The 18,935-nt window shown below is 69.6% G+C and carries 17 protein-coding genes and 1 pseudogene; 4 read left to right on the top strand and 14 right to left on the bottom strand.

Features of this window, described 5'->3' with window-relative positions:
- Positions 1-113: 113 nt before the first annotated feature.
- Both E1218_RS17025 and E1218_RS17030 read right to left on the bottom strand, forming a co-directional pair.
- Positions 114-377: pseudogene (locus tag E1218_RS17025) on the bottom strand (GNAT family N-acetyltransferase); the annotation flags it as partial.
- Positions 378-595: 218 nt separating this feature from the next.
- Positions 596-1,462 (bottom strand): HIRAN domain-containing protein, encoded by an 867-nt coding sequence (locus E1218_RS17030; protein WP_132321220.1) that lies wholly within the window; start codon positions 1,460-1,462, stop codon positions 596-598.
- A gap of 231 nt (positions 1,463-1,693) precedes the next feature.
- On the opposite strand from E1218_RS17030, the gene ilvA reads away from it, so the two are divergent.
- Entirely contained in the window at positions 1,694-2,986 is a 1,293-nt protein-coding gene (ilvA, locus tag E1218_RS17035; RefSeq protein WP_132321222.1) for a threonine ammonia-lyase IlvA, read from the top strand.
- Positions 2,987-3,114: 128 nt separating this feature from the next.
- Here the strand turns inward: ilvA and E1218_RS17040 are convergent, their stop codons facing one another.
- From E1218_RS17040 to E1218_RS17090, 11 genes are all read right to left on the bottom strand, one after another.
- Entirely contained in the window at positions 3,115-3,798 is a 684-nt protein-coding gene (locus E1218_RS17040; protein WP_132321224.1) for a hypothetical protein, read from the bottom strand.
- A gap of 173 nt (positions 3,799-3,971) precedes the next feature.
- Positions 3,972-4,214: a LuxR C-terminal-related transcriptional regulator gene (locus E1218_RS17045; protein ID WP_132321226.1), complete on the bottom strand. Its 243-nt coding sequence runs from the start codon at positions 4,212-4,214 to the stop codon at positions 3,972-3,974.
- A 5-nt stretch (positions 4,215-4,219) separates the two neighbouring features.
- Complete coding sequence (locus tag E1218_RS17050) at positions 4,220-5,653, bottom strand: rhamnulokinase (RefSeq protein ID WP_132321228.1); 1,434 nt, start codon at positions 5,651-5,653, stop codon at positions 4,220-4,222.
- Entirely contained in the window at positions 5,650-7,110 is a 1,461-nt protein-coding gene (locus tag E1218_RS17055) for an L-fucose/L-arabinose isomerase family protein (RefSeq protein WP_202866058.1), read from the bottom strand. The genes E1218_RS17050 and E1218_RS17055 overlap by 4 nt, the downstream gene beginning before the upstream one ends.
- Before the next feature lie 12 nt (positions 7,111-7,122).
- Positions 7,123-9,162 carry a bifunctional aldolase/short-chain dehydrogenase gene (locus E1218_RS17060; RefSeq protein ID WP_132321230.1) on the bottom strand — a complete coding sequence of 680 codons (2,040 nt, stop codon included), beginning with the start codon at positions 9,160-9,162 and terminating at the stop codon, positions 7,123-7,125.
- Positions 9,159-10,322, bottom strand: coding sequence for an L-rhamnose isomerase (rhaI, locus tag E1218_RS17065; RefSeq protein ID WP_132321232.1), 1,164 nt, complete (start codon positions 10,320-10,322; stop codon positions 9,159-9,161). The genes E1218_RS17060 and rhaI overlap by 4 nt, the downstream gene beginning before the upstream one ends.
- Before the next feature lie 5 nt (positions 10,323-10,327).
- Positions 10,328-10,669, bottom strand: a complete 342-nt coding sequence (locus E1218_RS17070) for an L-rhamnose mutarotase (RefSeq protein WP_132321234.1) — start codon at positions 10,667-10,669, stop codon at positions 10,328-10,330.
- Positions 10,670-10,679: 10 nt separating this feature from the next.
- On the bottom strand, positions 10,680-11,756 hold the full coding sequence (rhaS, locus tag E1218_RS17075) for a rhamnose ABC transporter substrate-binding protein (RefSeq protein ID WP_132321236.1): 1,077 nt from the start codon (positions 11,754-11,756) through the stop codon (positions 10,680-10,682).
- Between the two features lie 11 nt (positions 11,757-11,767).
- Positions 11,768-12,745, bottom strand: a complete 978-nt coding sequence (locus E1218_RS17080) for an ABC transporter permease (RefSeq protein ID WP_132321238.1) — start codon at positions 12,743-12,745, stop codon at positions 11,768-11,770.
- The gene (locus tag E1218_RS17085; protein WP_132321240.1) at positions 12,735-13,751 is read right to left on the bottom strand and encodes an ABC transporter permease; all 1,017 of its coding nucleotides are present in this window, start codon (positions 13,749-13,751) and stop codon (positions 12,735-12,737) included. Before E1218_RS17085 ends, E1218_RS17080 begins: the two co-directional genes overlap by 11 nt.
- Complete coding sequence (locus E1218_RS17090) at positions 13,748-15,253, bottom strand: sugar ABC transporter ATP-binding protein (protein ID WP_132321242.1); 1,506 nt, start codon at positions 15,251-15,253, stop codon at positions 13,748-13,750. The genes E1218_RS17085 and E1218_RS17090 overlap by 4 nt, the downstream gene beginning before the upstream one ends.
- A 215-nt stretch (positions 15,254-15,468) precedes the next feature.
- Here E1218_RS17090 and E1218_RS17095 point away from each other — a divergent pair, with 215 nt between their 5' ends.
- Entirely contained in the window at positions 15,469-16,707 is a 1,239-nt protein-coding gene (locus tag E1218_RS17095) for a LacI family DNA-binding transcriptional regulator (protein WP_233712280.1), read from the top strand.
- Here E1218_RS17095 and E1218_RS17100 read toward each other — a convergent pair.
- On the bottom strand, positions 16,687-17,376 hold the full coding sequence (locus E1218_RS17100; protein ID WP_132321244.1) for a TetR/AcrR family transcriptional regulator: 690 nt from the start codon (positions 17,374-17,376) through the stop codon (positions 16,687-16,689). The genes E1218_RS17095 and E1218_RS17100 overlap by 21 nt on opposite strands.
- Positions 17,377-17,475: 99 nt before the next feature.
- On the opposite strand from E1218_RS17100, the gene E1218_RS17105 reads away from it, so the two are divergent.
- Positions 17,476-18,279, top strand: coding sequence for an alpha/beta fold hydrolase (locus E1218_RS17105; RefSeq protein WP_132321246.1), 804 nt, complete (start codon positions 17,476-17,478; stop codon positions 18,277-18,279).
- A 1-nt stretch (position 18,280) separates the two neighbouring features.
- Positions 18,281-18,841, top strand: coding sequence for a dihydrofolate reductase family protein (locus tag E1218_RS17110; protein ID WP_132321248.1), 561 nt, complete (start codon positions 18,281-18,283; stop codon positions 18,839-18,841).
- Positions 18,842-18,935: the final 94 nt, after the last annotated feature.

The raw sequence follows: 18,935 nt of genomic DNA on the forward strand, positions 1-18,935 counted from the left end.
ACCTCCCCCAAAGCCCCGTCAGCCCGCTACCCCTTCTTCCTCGTGATCTCCTGCCGCGCCGACTGACCGCCCTCCTCGCCCGAGAAGCGGAGGTCCGGTACGACGACGTCTGGTCAGCGGGTGATCCGGTAGACGACGTGGCGGATCGGGCCTTCCGGGGCGGTGGTGTCGTCGAAGGCGCCGGTTGGGTCGTGGGTCACGCCCAGCCGGCGCATGACTGCGTGCGATCGGTGATTGGCGGCCGCAGTGATCGCGAGGATCTCGGCCAGGTCGCAGGTCTCGAAGCCGAAGGTCATGGCGGCCCGGGCGGCTTCAGTGGCGTAGCCGTGTTCCCAGGACGACCGGGCGAGTCGCCAACCGATCTCCACGCCGGTGAACGGCCGGTTAGTTCGACGTCGTCCATCCGGTGAAGCCGACCTGCGCGCACACCGGCAAGTCGATTCGAAGAATGCAGTCGCCCGCGCTCGACCGTGCGCGAGCGACTGCTCCGGTTCAGCGAGACCACCCCGACTGCCTTCGCCCTGAGCAGAGGAGTGGGTTCAAGTAGCTCCGCAGTACCCGCCATTGCCGGGCGTGGTGAGTACTGCGCAGCCGCCTAGTTGGCTTCTTTCGTTGCCCAGTAGTGCCATTGCGGAGATGCGACTGGGGAACGGGTCAGGCCGTCCGGCCAGGTGGCCGGCAGGTCGTGACTCCGCGCCGCGTAGAGGATCACCTCCGATGCACTGCGGTCGCCGCGGACGGCGACGCGGGCGGCGGTCTCGGCGCGCATGTCGGACAGGTAGTGGATGGCCGGCAGGAATTCGGCGCTGAGCCGCGGGCTCAGCCGTCCGACCGGTTCGTCGTCGAGCCGGACCTCGACCACGATCCGGTGCCGGTCCTGGATGCCGTCCTCCTCCTCGACCGCATGCATGGTGGCGTAGGCCCAGCACTCGCCCTCGGCCCGGAAGAACGGCGCCAGTACGTCGGGATGCACCTCGCTGCCGGGGACGACGATGCCGCTGCCGGGGGGCAACAGGTGATAGCTGCCGGGTGGCGGCAAGTTCACCGGGACGAGCATGTGCGGCTGCCCGAGGGCGACCGCGACACTCGCGTGAAACTCCGTCCCCTGGTCGCCCTTGCCGTCCCAGTCGGCCGGCTCCCACTCGCTCACCCACAAGTGGCACGGCACCTGCGGTTGCAGGCCGTGCGCCACCAGTTCTGACAACACCGGGTGGTACCGGTGCGCATCGTCCCTCGGCAGGTAGCCGACAACCTTCCCCTGCACGCGTACGGCGATGGATCGGGGATCGAAGCGGTTGTGCGGTTCCGGGACCAGGTCCGCGTCGGTGTCCAGGTCTGCTCCTCGCGCTGGGATGGGGTCCGGGAACAGGCTTCGGATCGCCTGCTCGTGCGGGGCTTCCCGCACGACCTCCTGACCACACCACAGGGCGTCTCCCCACAGACTGAACGGAATCAGTTCCATTCGTGCCCTCCAGTCCACTGTGACCGGCTTTACTCGGCTGATCCCGTCCAGCACCCTGGCCGTTACACCGAGTGAGCGTATGAAAACTAGACTGCCCAGTGAAGGGCCGTTTCACGCATGGATCAAGGGTCTGTTGCGCAAAGGTAGCCGCCCGTCCGTAGTGTGGACGCGAATTGTCTTGTGCAGCGAGCGAATCGGCGAAGATCGTGCAAATGCACGGGAAGGAAGCTCATGCAGGGCAGTAGTTCAGTCGCTCGATCGACTCCCGGCACGGACCGGCGAGCCGTTGACGCGGCAGCTGTCGACGAGGCCGTCAAGCGGCTCGACGGTGTCGCTGTGCGTACACCGTTGCAGCGCAATCTCCGGCTGTCCGAGCGCACCGGCGCCCAGGTCTGGCTGAAGCGGGAGGACCTGCAGATCGGTCGCTCCTACAAGCTTCGCGGCGCCTACAACCTGATCGCCCAACTCGGCGACGACCACAAATCCGCGGGCGTGGTCTGTGCCAGCGCCGGCAACCACGGCCAGGGCCTCGCGTACTCGTGTCACATCCTCGGCGTGCACGGCAAGGTCTTCGTCCCGCGGACGACGCCGCGACAGAAGCGCGACCGGATCGCGGCCCTCGGCGGCAAGCAGATCCAGGTGATCGTCACCGGCGACACGTACGACGACGCGGCCGCCGCGGCGCTGGCCGAGGGCGAGGCGACCGGGGCCAGCATGGTACCCGCGTTCGACGACCCGAGAACCGTCGCCGGACAAGGGACGGTGGCGGTTGAGCTGGTCGACCAGCTCGACCGCGCGCCCGACGTACTCGTGGTTCCGGTCGGTGGCGGCGGGCTCGTCGCAGGGGTCGCGACCTGGCTGACCGAGCGGTACCCCGGTGTGCGGATCGTCGGGGTGGAGCCGGCCGGAGCGGCGAGCATGGCGGCCGCGGTGGAAGCCGGCGAGCCGGTGACGCTGCCACACCTGGACAGCTTCGTGGACGGCGCCGCGGTCCGGCGGGTCGGCGACGTGACGTTGCCATTGGTCGCGAAGGCCGGGGTCGAGCTGATGTCGGTGCCGGAAGGCCTGGTGTGCAGCGAGATGCTCGAGCTGTACCAGACCGACGGCCTGATCGCCGAGCCGGCCGGTGCGCTGTCGACCAGTGCCTTGGGCAACGGTCTCGACGTTCGCCCGGGCGAGACGGTGGTCTGCCTGCTGTCCGGCGGGAACAACGACGTCAGCCGGTACGGCGAGATCCTCGAGCGTTCGCTGGTGCACGAGGGGTTGAAGCACTACTTCCTGGTGACGTTCCCGCAGGAACCCGGTGCGCTGCGGACGTTCCTGGACGAGGCGCTCGGGCCGGACGACGACATCACGCTGTTCGAGTACGTGAAGCGGAACAACCGCGAGACCGGGGTAGCGCTGGTCGGCATCGAGATCAGCCGGTCCGACGACCTCGACGGGTTGCTCACCCGGATGGACACCGCACCGCTGGAGATCGAGCGGATCAACCCGAACTCCCCGGAGTTCCGGTACCTGATCTGAACGCGACGGTCTTCCCTGAACGCACTGATCCCGCCGGAGGAGCTTGAGGCACCTGCTTCCGGACAGGTGCCGTGACCAGCCCCGTTGCGCTCCCGGCGGGATCAGTTTCTGCGGTTGTTCCTGGAGGCTCAGTGCCTCGTGTGCTTCGGGTGTTCCTCCGGCTGCCCTGACTTGGGCGTCTCCGGCCACTGCTGGCGACGCGGGTCGTCGGGGTGCAACCCGCCGGCCCAGTGGTCGTCACCCGGCTGACCGTCCCGGCCCCACGTACCTGACCGGTCCCAGTTGCCCCGGTCACGATCCCGCTCGTCGGCACCGTCCCGCGCCGTCCCGGCACGATCCCCGTCCGCCGTGTCGTCACGGATCCAGGTGTCACCGTCGCGGTTCGCCGTACGGTCCATGGCATCGCGGTCTGTGCCGTCGCGGTCCTTGCCCCAGGTGGCGGCCTGCGGGCTCGGCTGGTCCGGGTGCAACTCCTGCGCGCGGGTCCGGTGCTCGCCGGCCTCGGTCCGGGCCTCCGTCGCGGCCTGCTCCCGCTCGGCCGCACCGGCCGCGAGCCGGCGTGCCTCGGCAGCCTTCTCGTCCGCGACGGCCTGTGCCTTGCGTGCCCTGGCCTCGACCTCATCGGCCGCGGCCTGCTGCTTCTCGGCGTGCGCGGCCGATGTCCTGGCCTGCTGCTCCTGCTCGTACGCCTCCTGCCGGTCCCGTTCGGCCCGGCGCTGGGACGACTTCCGCGACGCCCCGGCGATCAGTGCCACCAGGATGACGAGGGCCGCCAGCGCGACGACGATCCACAGGACGGTCATTCCGTCCATCGTTCCTCCTCGGCTCGATGTTCGGATCCCCCGGTACCCCGTCGCACGTGCCGCTAACGTTCGCTCGTCCCGCGCCGGTCACCCGCCCCGACGATTGCTTGAGGCAACTTCGCTGACAACGATGTCCCGCCCCTTCCGCGAGGAAGGGGCGGGAGCACCAGGCGACAGAGGAGTCAGACGAGGCCGCGGCGGGCGGCCCAGACGATGGCTTCGATGGCGGTGCCGAAGCCGAGGCGGTCGCACACCATCCGGGTACGGCGGCGGACGGTCCGCTCGGACAGGTCGAGCCGGCGGGCCACGGAGTCCACCGGCAGGCCGGTGGCGAGCAGCCGGAGCAGCTGCAGGTCGTCGTGACTGATCTCGCGCGGTGGCACCCGGCGAGTGATCGGACGAAGTTCGTGGGGGAGGACGGTCATACGGATCACCTGATTCCGAACATCCGGGACTCGGCGGCGTCCCAGTCGGCCGGTTTTCCCTGCGGCTCGTAGCGCCGCAGTTGATGGGTGGTACGAACCAGGGCGCGCATGGCGTCCAGGTCCGGCAGTGGTTCGCCCAGCGCACGCGCCTGGACGAGAACGTTGCCCAGCGCGGACGCCTCGACCGGCCCGGCCAGCACGGGCAGTCCACAGGCGTCGGCGGTCAACTGACAAAGGAGCTCGTTCTGCGACCCGCCGCCGATGACGTGCAGTACGTCGACCGGCCGGTCCGCGATCGTCTGCGCCAGCCGCAACGTCCGGCGGTAGGCCAGCGCGAGACTCTCCAGGACACAGCGGACCGTGGCGCCTCGCGACCGCGGCGGCTCCTGCCCGGTCGCGCGGCAGTGCTCGTCGATCCGGCGCGGCATGTTGCCAGGGGCAAGGAACTCGGGAGCGTCGGGATCGATCAGTACGGCGAACGGCGGTGCGTCGGCGGCGTCCCGCAGCAGCCGGGGCAGATCGTCGGCAGCCCACGCCCGCTGGCACTCCTGCAGGATCCACAGGCCCATCACGTTCCGCAGGAACCGGATCCGGCCGTCGACCCCGCCTTCGTTGGTGAAGTTCGCCTCCCGCGCCTCGGCGCTCAGCACGGGCGCATCCAGTTCCAACCCGACCAACGACCAGGTGCCGGACGAGATGTAGGCGAAGCGTTCGTCGGCAGCCGGTACGGCGACCACCGACGAGGCGGTGTCATGCGAACCCACCGCGATCACCGGGGTCGCCGTGGGCAGACCGGTCTCCTCGGCCACGGCGGGCAGCAGGGTCCCCACGACGTCACCCGGCTCCCGCAGTCGCGGCAGCAGTTCGAGGCGTACGCCGACCCGCTCGGCGAGCACCGGGCTCCAGTCGCCCGCGCGCACGTCGTACAACTGCGTGGTCGAGGCGTTCGTCCGCTCGGCACCGATCTCCCCGGTCAGCCAGTAACCCAGCAGATCCGGGATCATCAGCAATGTCCGCGCCTGGTCGAGCAGATGCTCGGCAGCCAACTGATAGATGGTGTTGAACGGCAACTGCTGGAGACCGGTGATGGCGTACAGCTCGGCGGCCGGCACCCGTTCCAGCAGCTTCTCCATCACACCGTCCGTGCGGGTGTCGCGGTAGTGGACCGGGTTGCCGAGCAGTCGGCCGGAACCGTCGAGGAGGCCGTAGTCGACGGCCCAGGAGTCGATGCCGAGGGCGTGGACCGTGCCGGCCGACCGCAAGCCTTCGAGCAGGGAACGGTAGAGGTGCAGGATGTCCCAGTGAAGGGTGTCCCGGAGCTGGACCGGACCGTTCCAGAAGCGGTGGAGCTCGGACAGGTTCAACACCCCGTCGCCGACCTCGCCCAGCATCACCCGCCCGCTGGACGCGCCCAGATCCACCGCCGCGACACGTCTCATGGATTCACGACAGTCAGGTCGAGGTGGAGGAGGTCCGCGACCGCCTCCAGGTCCTTGGCGCGGTGACCGGTGCCGAGCGCCCAGTGGTGCGCGACGCCGGACCCGGACCACGCGTCGGTCCACTCACCCGGGTCACACCCGAAGTCGACCCGGGACGTGGTGTTCCCGATCTGCAGCAACGGCCCGGGTACGACGGTGCCCTCGGACGCGATCAGGTTGAACGAACCGTCCCGCCGCTGCCCGAGGCCGCACGCGGTCACCGGTCCGTGCTTCACGTCGAACTCGACGGACACACCCCAGCCGCGCTTGCCGTGGTAGACCCCGAGCCCGCGCAGCAGCGGCTTGTCCGAGCTGATCGCGAGGTGCGCCGGCCCGTCGTGGCCCATCTCGACCACGTTGTCATGGAAGTTCAGGGCCTGGAGCTCGGTGAACGACCCGCCCGCGCCGAGCTTGTCCATCACCAGCATCGCCAGCGACGTCCGCAGTTCGTACTCGCCGGCCGCCGGGACACCCCGTGCCGTGAGCAACGAGGCGCCGAGGATCATGCCGGCCGCGACCCGCTCGTGCGTCTCGCCGTCCAGCCCGCGGTGGTAGTACGCGAGCGTGTCCAGGGCGAAGTCCTCGACCAGGCGGTCCAGCGCCACCGAGACGGTGGCGCCCCAGCGGAAGTCGTCCTCGACCACGGAGTCGTCCAGGGTGAAGATCTCCCGGGCGACCTTCATCCGCTGCTCGGTCTCCGCCTCGGTGACCTTCTCCACCCGGACCCGCAGATCGTCGATCTCGAGGATCTCCACGTGCCCGCCGAGCTGGGCGGACACCAGCGTCGGGTCGGTGATGACGTCCATCATCCCGGGGTAGAGGTGCCCGAGCAGCCCGTGCCGCCCGTGCCGGAACGCCGCCCGGACGCCGGCCGCCCGGATCCACCGGTCGATCCGGGCCCACGCGCGTTCGTCCTCGAGGTGGCCGGAGACGGAGCGGAAGTCGATCCCGCAGCGCTCGAAGGCGTTGGCCATCTCGGGCAGCGGGCAGGCGCCGCAGTACGCGAGCCAGGCGCCGGTGTCGAAGGTCGCGTGGTCCATCGACCCGGTCGGCTGCAGGTTGAGCAGCAGCACCGGCGCACCGCTGCGCTGGGCGACCGGCACCAGCATCGACGCGGTCATGTAGGTCGTCAGGAAGCCGACGATCAGGTCGCAGTCCGCGAGCCGCAGCTTCTCGGCCGCCGCGGCACCCTCCTGCGCGTCGGAGATGAAGCCGACGTCGATCACCTCGCAGTCCAGGGCCGAGAACCGGTCGGACACCCTCCGCGCAGAGGCCTGCAGCTGCGGCAGCAGATCGGGGAACTGCGGCCAGTACGCCCCGAGACCGCCGGCGACCAGGCCGATCCGGGTCTTCCGCGACTCGGCCCAGGGCAGCAGGCCGTTCCCGTCGACGGAACGGCTCGGGTCGGTGCTCCACATCGTCAACCCCTCCTAACGCAGGAACGCGGCGGCGACGCCGGCATCGACGGGAACGTGCAGACCGGTCGTGTGCGTGAGCTCCCCGCCGGTCAGGGCGAAGACGGCCGCCGCGACATGCTCCGGCAGCACCTCCTTCTTCAGCAGCGTGCGCTGTGCGTAGTACGCCCCCAGCTCGGACTCCGGTACGCCGTACACCGCGGCACGCTGCGCACCCCAGCCGCCGGCGAAGATGCCGGACCCGCGGACGACGCCGTCCGGGTTCACCCCGTTGACGCGGATGCCGTGCTCGCCGAGCTCCGCGGCCAGCAGCCGGACCTGGTGGGCCTGGTCGGCCTTGGCCGAGCCGTACGCGACGTTGTTGGGCCCGGCGAAGACGGAGTTCTTGCTGGAGATGTAGACGATGTCGCCGCCGATGGCCTGGTCGATCAGTACCTTCGCGGCCGCCCGCGAGACCAGGAACGAGCCCTTCGCCATCACGTTGTGCTGCAGGTCCCAGTCCTTGTCCGTGGTCTCCAGCAACGACTTGGAGATCGACAGGCCGGCATTGTTGACAATCAGATCGACACCACCGAACGCGAGAACCGCCTCGCGCAACGCCGCCTCGACCGCGGCCGCGTCGGACACGTCGGCACCCACTGCCACGGCGACGTCGGACGAGCCGATCTCCTTGGCGACGGCCTCGGCGGCGGCCAGATCGAGATCGGCCACCACGACGCATGCGCCCTCGGCGGCCAGCCGCTGCGCGATCGCCTTGCCGATCCCCGAGCCGCCACCGGTGACGAAGGCGACCCGGGTGGCGAGCGGCTTCGGCTTGGGCATCCGCTGCAGCTTCGCCTCCTCCAGCGCCCAGTACTCGATCCGGAACTTCTCGCTCTCGTCGATCGGCGCGTACGTCGACACCGCCTCGGCGCCACGCATCACGTTGATCGCGTTCACGTAGAACTCGCCGGCCACTCGCGCGGTCTGCTTGTCCTTGCCGAAGCTGAACATGCCGACCCCGGGAACGAGCACGATCGCCGGGTCCGCGCCACGCATCGGCGGGCTGTCCGGCTGCGCGTGCCGGTCGTAGTACGCCGCGTAGTCCTCGCGGTACCGCAGATGCAGCTCCCGCAGCCGGGTCACGGCCTCGTCGAGCGGGGCCGTCGGCGGAAGGTCGAGGACCAACGGACGCACTTTCGTCCGCAGGAAGTGATCGGGACACGAGGTACCGAGAGCCGCCAGCTCGGCCAGCTTCTCGCGGGCGGTGAACTCGAGCACGACGTCGGAGTCGTTGAAGTGACCGACCTGAGGCTTGTCGGTCGATGCGAGGCCGCGGATGACCGGAGCCAGAGCGGCGGCGCGGTGGTGACGTGCGGCCTGGTCGAGCGGTTCGAAGCCTGGAACAACCGGGCCGAAGGGTTCCGGCTTGCCGCGTTCGGTCAGGAAGCGTTCCGCCGTCCGGATGATGTCGAGGGAGTTCGCCTCGCACTCCTCCGAGGTGCTGCCCCACGCGGTGATGCCGTGCCCCCCGAGGATGCAGCCGATCGCCTGTGGGTTCTCCCGTTGCACCTGCGCGATGTCCAGCCCGAGCTGGAACCCGGGTCGCCGCCACGGCACCCAGACCACCCGGTCGCCGAAACACTCGGCCGTGAGCTTCTCGCCGTCGGCCGCGGTCGCCAGCGCGATCCCGGAGTCCGGGTGCAGATGGTCGACATGAGGGGCGTCGACCAGCCCGTGCATCGCGGTGTCGATCGACGGCGCCGCACCGCCCTTGCCGTACAGGCAGTAGTCGAACGCGGCGACCATCTCGTCCTCGCGGTCGACGCCTGGGTACACGTCGACCAGCGAGTTCAGCCGGTCCAGCCGCAGTACGGCGAGACCCGACTCCGTCAGCGTGCCGAGGTCGCCGCCGGAGCCCTTCACCCAGACCAGGTCGACCGGCTGCTGGGTCACCGGGTCGGTCGTCGTGCCCTTCGCCGAGGTGTTCCCGCCGGCGTAGTTGGTGTTGCGCGGGTCGGCACCCAGTCTGTTGCTACGCGCAACGAGTTCGGCCGGTGTGCTGCTCACGGTCATGCTCCCCATCCGGCCTGCCGGCCGTCGGCTCGGTCCTTGACGATCTGCTCGTAGTACCCGCTGCGCCGGTAGGCGGCCACCGGGTCGGGGTCCAGGCCCTGGGACTCGCGCAGCTCGGCGAGCAACGGGCGGACGTCGGTGTTGTACGCGTCCATCAGCGCGGCGTTCGCGCCCAGCACGTCCCCCGACGCCTGGGCCGCGCGGAGCGCGTCCCGGTCGACCAGCAGCGCCTTCGCGGTGGCCTCCTGGACGTTCATCACCGACCGGATGATGGCCGGGATCTTCACCTCGATGTTGTGGCACTGGTCGAGCATGAAGGCGATCCCGCGATCCGGGTCGAGCGCGTCGCCGCGGACGATCTCGTTCATGATCCGGAACAGCTGGAACGGGTCGGCGGCACCGACCATCAGGTCGTCGTCGGCGTAGAACCGGCTGTTGAAGTCGAACGCACCCAGCTTCTTCGCCCGCAGCAGGAAGGCGACGATGAACTCGATGTTCGTCCCCGGCGCGTGGTGCCCGGTGTCGATGCAGACCGTTGCCTTCGGCCCCAGTTCCAGGCAGTGCGCGTACGACGTACCCCAGTCCGGCACGTCGGTGGTGTAGAAGGCAGGCTCGAAGAGCTTGTACTCCAGCAGCATCCGCTGGTCGTCCCCGAGCCGGTCGTACACCTCCCTCAGCGCGGCGGCCAGCCGGTCCTGGCGGTCCTGGATGTCGTCCTGGCCGGGGTAGTTGGTGCCGTCGGAGAACCACAGCTTGAGGTCCCGGGACCCGGTCGTGTCCATGATGTCGACGCACTCCAGCAGGTGGTCGGTCGCCTTCCGCCGGACCTTCGGGTCGGGGTTGGTGACGCTGCCCAGCTTGTAGTCGTCGTCCTGGAAGACGTTGCTGTTGATCGCCCCGAGCCGGACGCCCTGCTCCTTCGCGTACGCCGCCAGCGCCGCGTAGTCGTCCACCTTGTCCCAGGGGATGTGCAGCGCGACGCTCGGCGCGACGCCGGTGTACTTGTGCACCTCGGCGGCGTCGGCGATCTTCTCCTCCGGCGAGCGCGGCACACCCGGCTGGCTGAACACCTTGAACCGCGTCCCCGAGTTGCCGAACGCCCACGAGGGCAGCTCGATCTCCTGGCGGCTCAGGGCGGTCTTCACAGCGTCGGTCGTCATGGTTCTCAGTCCTCTGGTAGATGGAAGATCTCGGGCAGCAGCAGGAACGACTCGTCCGGTGGCCGCCCGTCTTCTGTGCCGTCTTCTTGGCGGGTGAAGAATTCGGTCATCTCGGCCTGCCAGCGCGCGTTCACCTCGGTGGCCGCCATCGCCTTCTGCGCCGCCTCCAGGTCCTCGGCCTCGACGTACCCGATCAGCAGGCCGTCGTCGCGGAGGAAGAGCGAGTAGTTGTGCCAGCCGGTCTCGCGCAACGCGGCCAGCATCTCCGGCCAGACGTGCCGGTGCCGCTCGACGTACTCCTCCAAGCGGTCGGGTTTCACCTGGAGACAGAAGCAGTAGCGATTCACTGGGCGGCCCTCAGAAGTCGAACTGGTCGATGTTGGCCGCGGTGAACTCGGTCGGCGGGCCGAGCACGATCTCGCCGTCGGCGCCGATGGTGTACTCGCCGAGCTTCCCGGCCTTGAACTTCTCGCCCTCCGCGCCGGTGATCTGGCCCGAGCTCATCGCGGCCCCGGCGTACGCCGCCAGGTAACCGATGTCGGCCGGGTTCCACAGGGCGAACTTCTTCACCGTGCCGTCCTTGACGTACTGGCGCATCTGGTTCGGCAGGCCGAGACCGGTGATCGCGACCTTGCCCTTGTAGCTGGACGCGCTGACGTACCGTGAGGCGGCGGCGATCCCGACGGTGGTCGGCGAGACGATCACCTTGAGGTTCGGGTACGACTGCAGCAGGCCCTGCGCCTCGGTGAACGACTTCTGGTCGTCGTCGTTGCCGTAGGCGATCTTCACCAGTTTGAGCTTGCTGTTCTCCGGCTTGGCCAGCTCGGTCTGCATGACCTTGATCCAGGAGTTCTGGTTGGTCGCGTTCGGCGTCGCGGACAGGATCGCGATCTCCCCGGCCCCGCCGGCCAGCTCGCTGGCCATCTTCACCAAACTCTCGCCGATGCCCTGGGTGCTGGCCTGGTTGATGAACGCGTCCCGGCAGGTCTTGGCGGCGTCGGAGTCGAAGGTGACCACCTTGATCCCGGCCTTGCGGGCCTGGTTCAGCGACGGGCAGACCGCGTTCGGGTCGTTCGCCGCGACCACGATCACGTCCTGCTGCTGCTGGATCAGCGTGTTGATGTAGCTGACCTGCGAGGACGCGCTGGCGTCGTTCGGGCCGACCAGTTTGTACTCGCCCTTGATCTCCTCGACCGCGACCTTGCCACCGCCGACCTCCACGTCGGTGTACGGGTTGTTCAGCTGCTTCGGCAGGTAGGCGATCTTCAGGCCCTCCTTGAGCGGGGCGTTCGGATCGGCCTTGGTCCCGGCGGACACCGTCTCGGGGGTGTTCCCGGCCGCGGTGTCGGACTTCGTCGTACCGCCGCCGCACGCGGTCAGGGCGAGGGCGGCGACGGCCAGCGCCGCCACCAGCTGGGGTTTGCGAGAAGACATGATTCGACCTTTCAGGTGCGGCGCCGTTGCAGCACGGAGCGGGCAAGGTTGGGAGCGAGGACGGAGACGATCAGGAGTACGCCGGTGACGACGTTGAGCGCCTCGTTCGACACGTCGGACAGGCGCAATGCGTTCTGCAGCGCACCGAGCAGCACGACACCGGCGATGACACCGGGCAGTGCGCCCCTGCCGCCGAAGATCGAGACGCCGCCGAGCAGGACCGCGGCGACCACGGCCAGCTCGAGTCCGGCGCCGTTGTCGGCCCGGGCGCTGGAGTACCGCAGCGTCCACAGCACGCCGGCGAGACCCGCGACGAGCCCGCTGGCGACGTACAGCCAGAACTTGAGCCGGCCCGGCCGGAGGCCGGCGAATCGGGCGGCCTGCTCACTCGCGCCGACCGCGAACACCGCCCGGCCGACCGGCGTCGCGTGCAGGACCACGCCGAACACGACGGCCAGGACGACGATGACGATCAGCACGTTCGGGATCGGCGTACCACCGATGGTGCCGGTGACCCAGTCGGTGTAGAGCGCCGGGAAGTCGGCGACCGCGCTGTCGCCGAGGACGACGAACGCGAGCCCGCGGTAGAGCGCGAGCGTGCCGATGGTGACCGCGAGCGACGGCAGGCCGAGGAAGGTGACGAAGAAGCCGTTGACCGCTCCGAGCACGGCCCCGAGCAGCAGACAGAGCGGGATGATCGTCTCGATCGGCTGGTTCGCGTTCCACAGGTAGCCCATCACCGCGCTGGACAGGCCGAGCGAGCTCGCCACCGAGAGGTCGATCTCGCCGGTCACGATCACCAGCGTCATCGGCAGCGCGACCAGGGCGATCGGCAGCAGGTCGAGGACCAGGAAACCGAAGTTCCGCGACGTACCGAAACTGTCGACGGTGGCCGCGGCCACGATCAGCACGAGCACCGTGATCGCGATGATCGCGACGTTCCAGTTGGCCAGCCGGGCGGTGCGGGTGACCGTGAGCTCAGCTGACATGGGAGCCTCGCTTCTTCAGGCCGGCCGCGACCCGGACGGCGACCAGCCGGTCGGCGCCGATGGCGAGCAGGATCAGCCCGCCGACGATCGCCTGCTGCCAGAACTGGTTGATCTCCAGCACGGCGAGCGCACTCCCGATCGTGGTCAGCAGCAACGCTCCGAGCGCGGCGCCCCAGACGGTCCCGCTGCCACCGAAGACCGCGACCCCGCCGACGACCACCGCGGCCACCACGTTCAGCTCGTAACCGGTGCCCGCCGCAGCGTCGATCGTGCCGAACCGCGCGGCGAACAGCACGCCCGCCAGCCCGGCGAGCGCGCCGCTCACGACGAAGGCACCGACCGTACGGCGCCCGACCGCGATGCCGGCGAGTCGCGCCGCCTGCGGGCTCGAGCCCATCGCGTACAACTCACGGCCCATCCGGTAGTTGCGCAGGACGACTCCGGTGACCACGAGGACCAGAACGGCCAGCAGCACCAGGTACGGGACGCCGACCAGGGTCGCGGTGCCGAAGTCCAGGAACGCCGCCGGCAGTTCGTCCGCGTTGATCTGGCTGCCGCCGGCCCAGAAGTAGGTGATTCCGCGGAAGACGTACAAGGTCCCCAGCGTCACCACCAAGGCGGGCACGTTGCCGTAGCGGACGAGAACGCCGTTGACCGCGCCGCACACCACGCCGACGCCCGCACCGGCCAGCAGGACGGGCAGCACCGGAAGGTTGTTGTTCTGCAGCAGCGTGCCGACCGTGAACGCGCTCAGGCCGAGCACCGACCCGACCGAGAGGTCGATGTTGCGCGTGATCACCACCACGGCCTGGCCGACCGCCAGAACGGCCAGGATCGCCGTGCCGAGCAGGATGTCGCGGATGCTCTGACCGGACACGAACCGCGGGTTCGAGATCGTGGTCACCGCGACCAGCAGGACCAGCGCGAGAACGATCCCGAGCTCACGCGCCCGCAGTACGACGTCCAGCGAGGAACGCCTCGGCGCGGGCAGGTCGACGGCCGTCACAAGCTGGCCTCCTGTCCGGTCGCGGCGAACATCACCGACTCCTCGGTGGCCTCGCTCCGGTCGAGCTCGGCGACGAGCCGTCCCTCGCGCATCACCAGCACGCGGTCGGCCATCCCGAGCACCTCGGGCAGCTCCGACGACACCATCAGTACGGCGACGCCCTCTGCGGCCAGCCTGGACATCAGCCGGTGCACCTCGGCCTTGGTCCCGACGTCGATGCCGCGGGTGGGCTCGTCGACGATCAGCACAGTCGGCTTGGTGGCCAGCCACTTCGCCAGCACGACCTTCTGCTGGTTACCGCCGGACAACGTGCCGACCTCGTCGGAAAGCCGTCCGTACTTCGTCGTCAGCCGTTCGGTCCACTCCCTCGCCGAACGGCGTTCCCGGCCGCCGGTGAGGAAGCCGAGCCGGGACAGCGACCGCGACCGGGGCAGTGTCACGTTCCGCTCGATCGACAGCTCCATCACGAGACCTTGCTGGCGGCGGTCCTCCGGAACGAGCGCGACACCAGCGGCCATGGCCTGCTTGGGCGAGGACGGCCGGAGCGCCTTGCCGGCGATCTCGACCGTGCCGCTGTCGCGGGGGTCCACGCCGAAGATCGACTGCACCACCTCGGAGCGGCCGGACCCGATGAGACCCGCCAGCGCGACGATCTCGCCGGCGCGGACGTCGAACGAGACGTCCTTGAACACCGGGTCCCGCGAGAGGTCACGGACACTCAGCGCCACCGCGCCAGGGGTGACGTCCTGCTTGGGGAACAGCGCGCCGAGGTCTCGGCCGACCATCTTGCGGACCATCTCGTCGACGGTGATGCCGGCCAGCAGCTCGGTGGACACGTGCCGGCCGTCGCGCATGATCGTGACCCGCTCGCACAGCGCGGTGATCTCCTCGAACCGGTGCGAGATGAACATCAGCGCGGCCCCGTCGTCCCGCAGTGACCGGGCGACCGCGAACAGTCGCTCGACCTCGACGCCGGTGAGCGCGGCGGTCGGCTCGTCCATCACCACGACGCGGGCGTCCGCGGACAGCGCCTTGGCGATCTCGACGAGTTGCTGGTCCGCGATCGACAGGCCGCGGGCCGGCCGGTTCGGGTCGATGGACACGCCGAGCCGGGTGAACAGCTGGGCGGCCTGCCGGACCATCGCGGCCCGGTCGATGGTCTTGAAACGACCCAGAGGCTGACGGCCCATCGCGATGTTCTCGGCCACCGTCAGGTCCGGGAACAGCGTCGGCTCCTGATAGATGACGGCGATCCCGGCGGCTTTCGCGTCGGCCGGTGTGTGCAGCTCGGCCGGAACGCCGTTCAGCTCGATGGTGCCGCTGTCCGGGCGGTGCACCCCGGCCAGCATCTTCACGATCGTGGACTTCCCGGCCCCGTTCTCGCCGACCAGGGCGTGCGCCTCGCCGCCGTACAGGTCGAAGGAGACCTCGCGGACGGCGGCGACCGCGCCGAACGACTTCGACACGGCGCGGACCCGCAACACGGGCGTGCCGGCGGCCATGGTCACCTCCAACTCCGGGCGGCAGAGTTGCTGAAAGGTTTCAAGAAGATTGCACGAACGTAAGGGCGGGCGGCTGGAAGCGTCAAGACCTGGCTCGCCGTTCGAGGCCGATCCCGGACGCCGCACTGCGGGAAACGCTCGGGAAACAGGTACGCTCTGCCCGTCTAAGACGTTTCAAACGAGCCCGTCCGAGGCCTTGATGAAGGAGGTCGAGCATGGCAGCAGAAGCGCCGGACGCCGCCGACCCCACGTCAACCACCGGCTCGTCCTCCACGGCCGACACCGGCAGGTCCAGCCGCTCGGCGGCCGCCGCGTCGGCGCCGTCCCGCTCGTCCTCCACCGGCCCCGGCTCGGGGCGCTCGCCGTCCACGACGTTTCCGGCCGAGTCCGTCCGGAAGGCCGGTGGCCGGGAGCCGGGGCGGCGGCGGAAGGCCAACCAGCATGCGGCCGGCGTGAAGGCCGTGGCGGCGGCCGCGGGCGTTTCTCTGGGGACCGTGTCGAACGTGCTGAACCGGCCCGAGGTGGTCAGTCCGGTGACGCGCGCGAAGGTCGAGGCGGCGATGGCGTCGCTCGGTTTCGTCCGGAACGAGTCGGCCCGCCAGCTCCGCGCGGGCAGCAGCCGCATCCTCGCGTACCTGATGCTCGACGCCGGCAACCCGTTCTTCACCGACGTCGCGAAGGGCGTCGAGGACGCGGCGCGCGCGGCCGGCCTCTCCGTCTTCCTGTGCAACAGCAACGAGGACGCCGACCGCGAGGCCGACTACCTCGACCTGCTCGAGCAGCAGCGGGTGCAGGGCGTGCTGATCACCCCGATCGACCAGAACTCCTCCCGCCTGCGCAAACTGTCGGCCCGCGGTACGCCGGTCGTCGTGGTCGACCGCGCGATCGACGACAACGAGCACTGTTCGGTCGCGGTCAACGACATCCTCGGCGGCGAGCTCGCGATCGCGCACCTGCTCGAGCTCGGCCACGACCGGATCGCGTACGTCGGCGGACCGAACACGATCGGTCAGGTCATCGACCGCCGCGACGGCGCCCGCCGCGCCCTGCGGAAGGCCGGCAAACCGCCGGAGAACCTGATCGAGCTGACCACCGGCGCACTCACCGTCGCCGAAGGTAGGGGCGCAGGGCAACGACTTGCCGGCCTGCCGGCCAGCCGCCGCCCGACGGCCGCGTTCTGCGCGAACGACCTGCTGGCACTGGGGCTGCTGCAGCAGTGCGTGAGCCTCGGCCTGCGCGTCCCCGAGGACCTCGCCATCGTCGGGTACGACGACATCGAGTTCGCGGCCGCGGCCGCCGTACCGCTGACGTCTGTCCGGCAGCCGCGTCAGCTCCTCGGCCGCACCGCGGCCGAACTGCTCCTGGACGAGTCGTCCAACCCCGACCACGAGCACCAGCGCGTCACCTTCACGCCGGAACTCGTGGTCCGGACGTCAACGCGCGGGACTTCCTAGCCCGTACGCCGCCAGGAAGACCTCGGTCGCCTGGTCGGCGAGCTTCTCGAACTCGTCCGCGGGCGGCCGCGCCTCGGTGCCGGCGAACATCGCGCGGTTCATCGGCTTGTACATGACCAGACCCGCGAACTGGTACGCCGCCAGCGACGGGTCGGCCAACTCGCGCAGCAGCCCCCGCTCGGTCAGCGTGGTCAGCGCCTGCCCGAGCGCCTCCAACGACCGCTCGAACCCGCTGGTGAACCAGGCCCCGCAGACGTCGGGGAAGCGATCTGCCTCGGCGATCACTAGTCTCCGCAACTGCAGCACGCTGGGATTGGTGAGGCTGTCGAGGAAGTAGTGCGCCAGGGCACGCAGCGCCTCCCGGGCATCACCGGCCTCGTCGAGGGTCTCGGCGTACGCCTTCGTCAGGCCGTCGAGCAACTGGTCGCTGGTGCCGAGGACTATCTCGGCGAACAGGCGCTCCTTGTTCTCGAACTGCTTGTAGACAGTCTGCTTGGAGACGCCGGCCTTGGCGGCCACCTCGTCCATGCTCGCGCCGAGGTACCCGTGCTGCAGGAAGGCCTCGGTCGCCGCGGCCAGGATCGCCCGGCGTTTGCGCGGCGTACGCCCCTCACCTTCGACGACGGCCGGCTCCGGCTGCCAGCCGGCGACCCGTTGGCGTTGGTCCACGACGTCCTCCTCTGCGGTTCTCGCAAAATCATACTAGACAGTCCAGTTCTCTTCTGAGTACTGTACGGTCTAGTTCCGAACGACCACAGGGAGGCTCCGATGAGCACCGTGACATCCGCCGACGGTACGACGATCGCCTTCGACGCGATCGGGACCGGGCAACCGCTGATCATGATCGACGGCGCCACCGCGCACCGGGCCGTGAACCCGTCGAACGCCGAGGTCGCGAAGCTGCTGAGCGACCAGTTCCGGACGTCCATCTACGACCGGCGCGGCCGGGGCGAGAGCACCGACACCAAGCCGTACGCGATCCAGCGCGAGATCGAGGACCTCGCCGCGCTGATCGAGGACGCCGGGCAGCCGGCCGTCGTCTTCGGCTGGTCCTCCGGCGGGCTGCTCGCGCTGGACGCCGCGGCCGCCGGCCTGCCGATCACCGCGCTGGCGCTGTTCGAGCCGCCGGTCGTGGTCGACGACACCCGTCCGCCGCTGCCGGCCGACTACGTCGAGCGGCTCGAGGCGAGTGTCGAGGCCGGACGTCCGGGCGACGCGGTGGAGCTGTTCATGACCGCGGCCGCGAACATGCCGGCCGAGTTCGTCGACATGATGCGGGGGACGCCGATCTGGACCGGCGTCGAGCAGATCGCCGGGACCATCGCGTACGACGGCCGCATCATGGGAACGACGATGTCCGGCAACCCGCTGCCCGCCGACCGCTGGGCCGCCGTCGACGTGCCGGTGCTGGTGATGCACGGCGACAGCACCCCGCCGTACCTGAAGACCGGACCGGCCGCGGTGGCCGAGCTGTTGCCGACGGCGCGGCTGCTGCCCGTCCCGGGCGAGAACCACAACGTCGAGCCGCCGGTCCTGGCCCCGGTGCTGCGGCAGTTCGGGAAGGAGCTCTGAGATGGGGACGATCGTGGTGACCACGTTCAGCTCGCTGGACGGCGTCGTCGAGGCGCCCGGCGGCGAGGACTTCAAGTACCCGAACTGGAGCTTCGAGTTCGACCGCGGCGAGGAGGGCGAGAAGTTCAAGGAGGACGAGGCCTTCGGCGCCGACGCGCTGCTGATCGGCCGCCGGACCTACGAGGGCTTCGCCTCCGCGTGGCCGCAGTACGAGGGCGACCTGGCGGACAAGTACAACTCGATGCCGAAGTACGTCGTCTCGAGCACGCTGACCGACCCGTCGTGGAACAACACCCACGTCCTGGCCGGCGACGTCCGCGAACAGGTCGCCCGGCTGAAGGCCGAGGTCGCCGGTGAGATCCAGGTCCCCGGCAGCATCCGGCTCGCCCAGGAACTGATCGCCGCCGACCTCGTCGACGAGCTCCACCTGATGACGTTCCCGGTCATCCTCGGGACCGGCCGCAAGCTGTTCGGCGAAACCCCCGACAAGACCCGCTGGCGCCTCACCAACAACCTGACCGTCGGCGAAGGCGTCCTGATCACCACATTCCAGCGGTCGTGACCACCGCCCGACCTAACGGACGCCTCGGACGCCCCCTCGTCGGTCACCTCGGCATTCGCCTGGCCGAGGTTTGGTGAAGTGAGAAATCCGGCGC

It is taken from the genome of Kribbella turkmenica (assembly GCF_004348725.1).
Taxonomy (GTDB): domain Bacteria; phylum Actinomycetota; class Actinomycetes; order Propionibacteriales; family Kribbellaceae; genus Kribbella; species Kribbella turkmenica.

What these genes read in the sequence shown, in the direction of transcription:
- ilvA (WP_132321222.1), top strand. Translation starts at nt 1,694, where the DNA reads ATGCAGGGCAGTAGTTCAGTCGCTCGATCGACTCCCGGCACGGACCGG.
- rhaI (WP_132321232.1), bottom strand. Translation starts at nt 10,322, where the DNA reads ATGACGACCGACGCTGTGAAGACCGCCCTGAGCCGCCAGGAGATCGAG.
- E1218_RS17040 (WP_132321224.1), bottom strand. Translation starts at nt 3,798, where the DNA reads ATGGACGGAATGACCGTCCTGTGGATCGTCGTCGCGCTGGCGGCCCTC.
- E1218_RS17110 (WP_132321248.1), top strand. Translation starts at nt 18,281, where the DNA reads ATGGGGACGATCGTGGTGACCACGTTCAGCTCGCTGGACGGCGTCGTC.
- E1218_RS17080 (WP_132321238.1), bottom strand. Translation starts at nt 12,745, where the DNA reads ATGTCAGCTGAGCTCACGGTCACCCGCACCGCCCGGCTGGCCAACTGG.
- E1218_RS17105 (WP_132321246.1), top strand. Translation starts at nt 17,476, where the DNA reads ATGAGCACCGTGACATCCGCCGACGGTACGACGATCGCCTTCGACGCG.
- E1218_RS17030 (WP_132321220.1), bottom strand. Translation starts at nt 1,462, where the DNA reads ATGGAACTGATTCCGTTCAGTCTGTGGGGAGACGCCCTGTGGTGTGGT.
- rhaS (WP_132321236.1), bottom strand. Translation starts at nt 11,756, where the DNA reads ATGTCTTCTCGCAAACCCCAGCTGGTGGCGGCGCTGGCCGTCGCCGCC.
- E1218_RS17095 (WP_233712280.1), top strand. Translation starts at nt 15,469, where the DNA reads ATGGCAGCAGAAGCGCCGGACGCCGCCGACCCCACGTCAACCACCGGC.
- E1218_RS17090 (WP_132321242.1), bottom strand. Translation starts at nt 15,253, where the DNA reads ATGGCCGCCGGCACGCCCGTGTTGCGGGTCCGCGCCGTGTCGAAGTCG.
- E1218_RS17050 (WP_132321228.1), bottom strand. Translation starts at nt 5,653, where the DNA reads ATGAGACGTGTCGCGGCGGTGGATCTGGGCGCGTCCAGCGGGCGGGTG.
- E1218_RS17060 (WP_132321230.1), bottom strand. Translation starts at nt 9,162, where the DNA reads ATGACCGTGAGCAGCACACCGGCCGAACTCGTTGCGCGTAGCAACAGA.
- E1218_RS17055 (WP_202866058.1), bottom strand. Translation starts at nt 7,110, where the DNA reads ATGTGGAGCACCGACCCGAGCCGTTCCGTCGACGGGAACGGCCTGCTG.
- E1218_RS17045 (WP_132321226.1), bottom strand. Translation starts at nt 4,214, where the DNA reads ATGACCGTCCTCCCCCACGAACTTCGTCCGATCACTCGCCGGGTGCCA.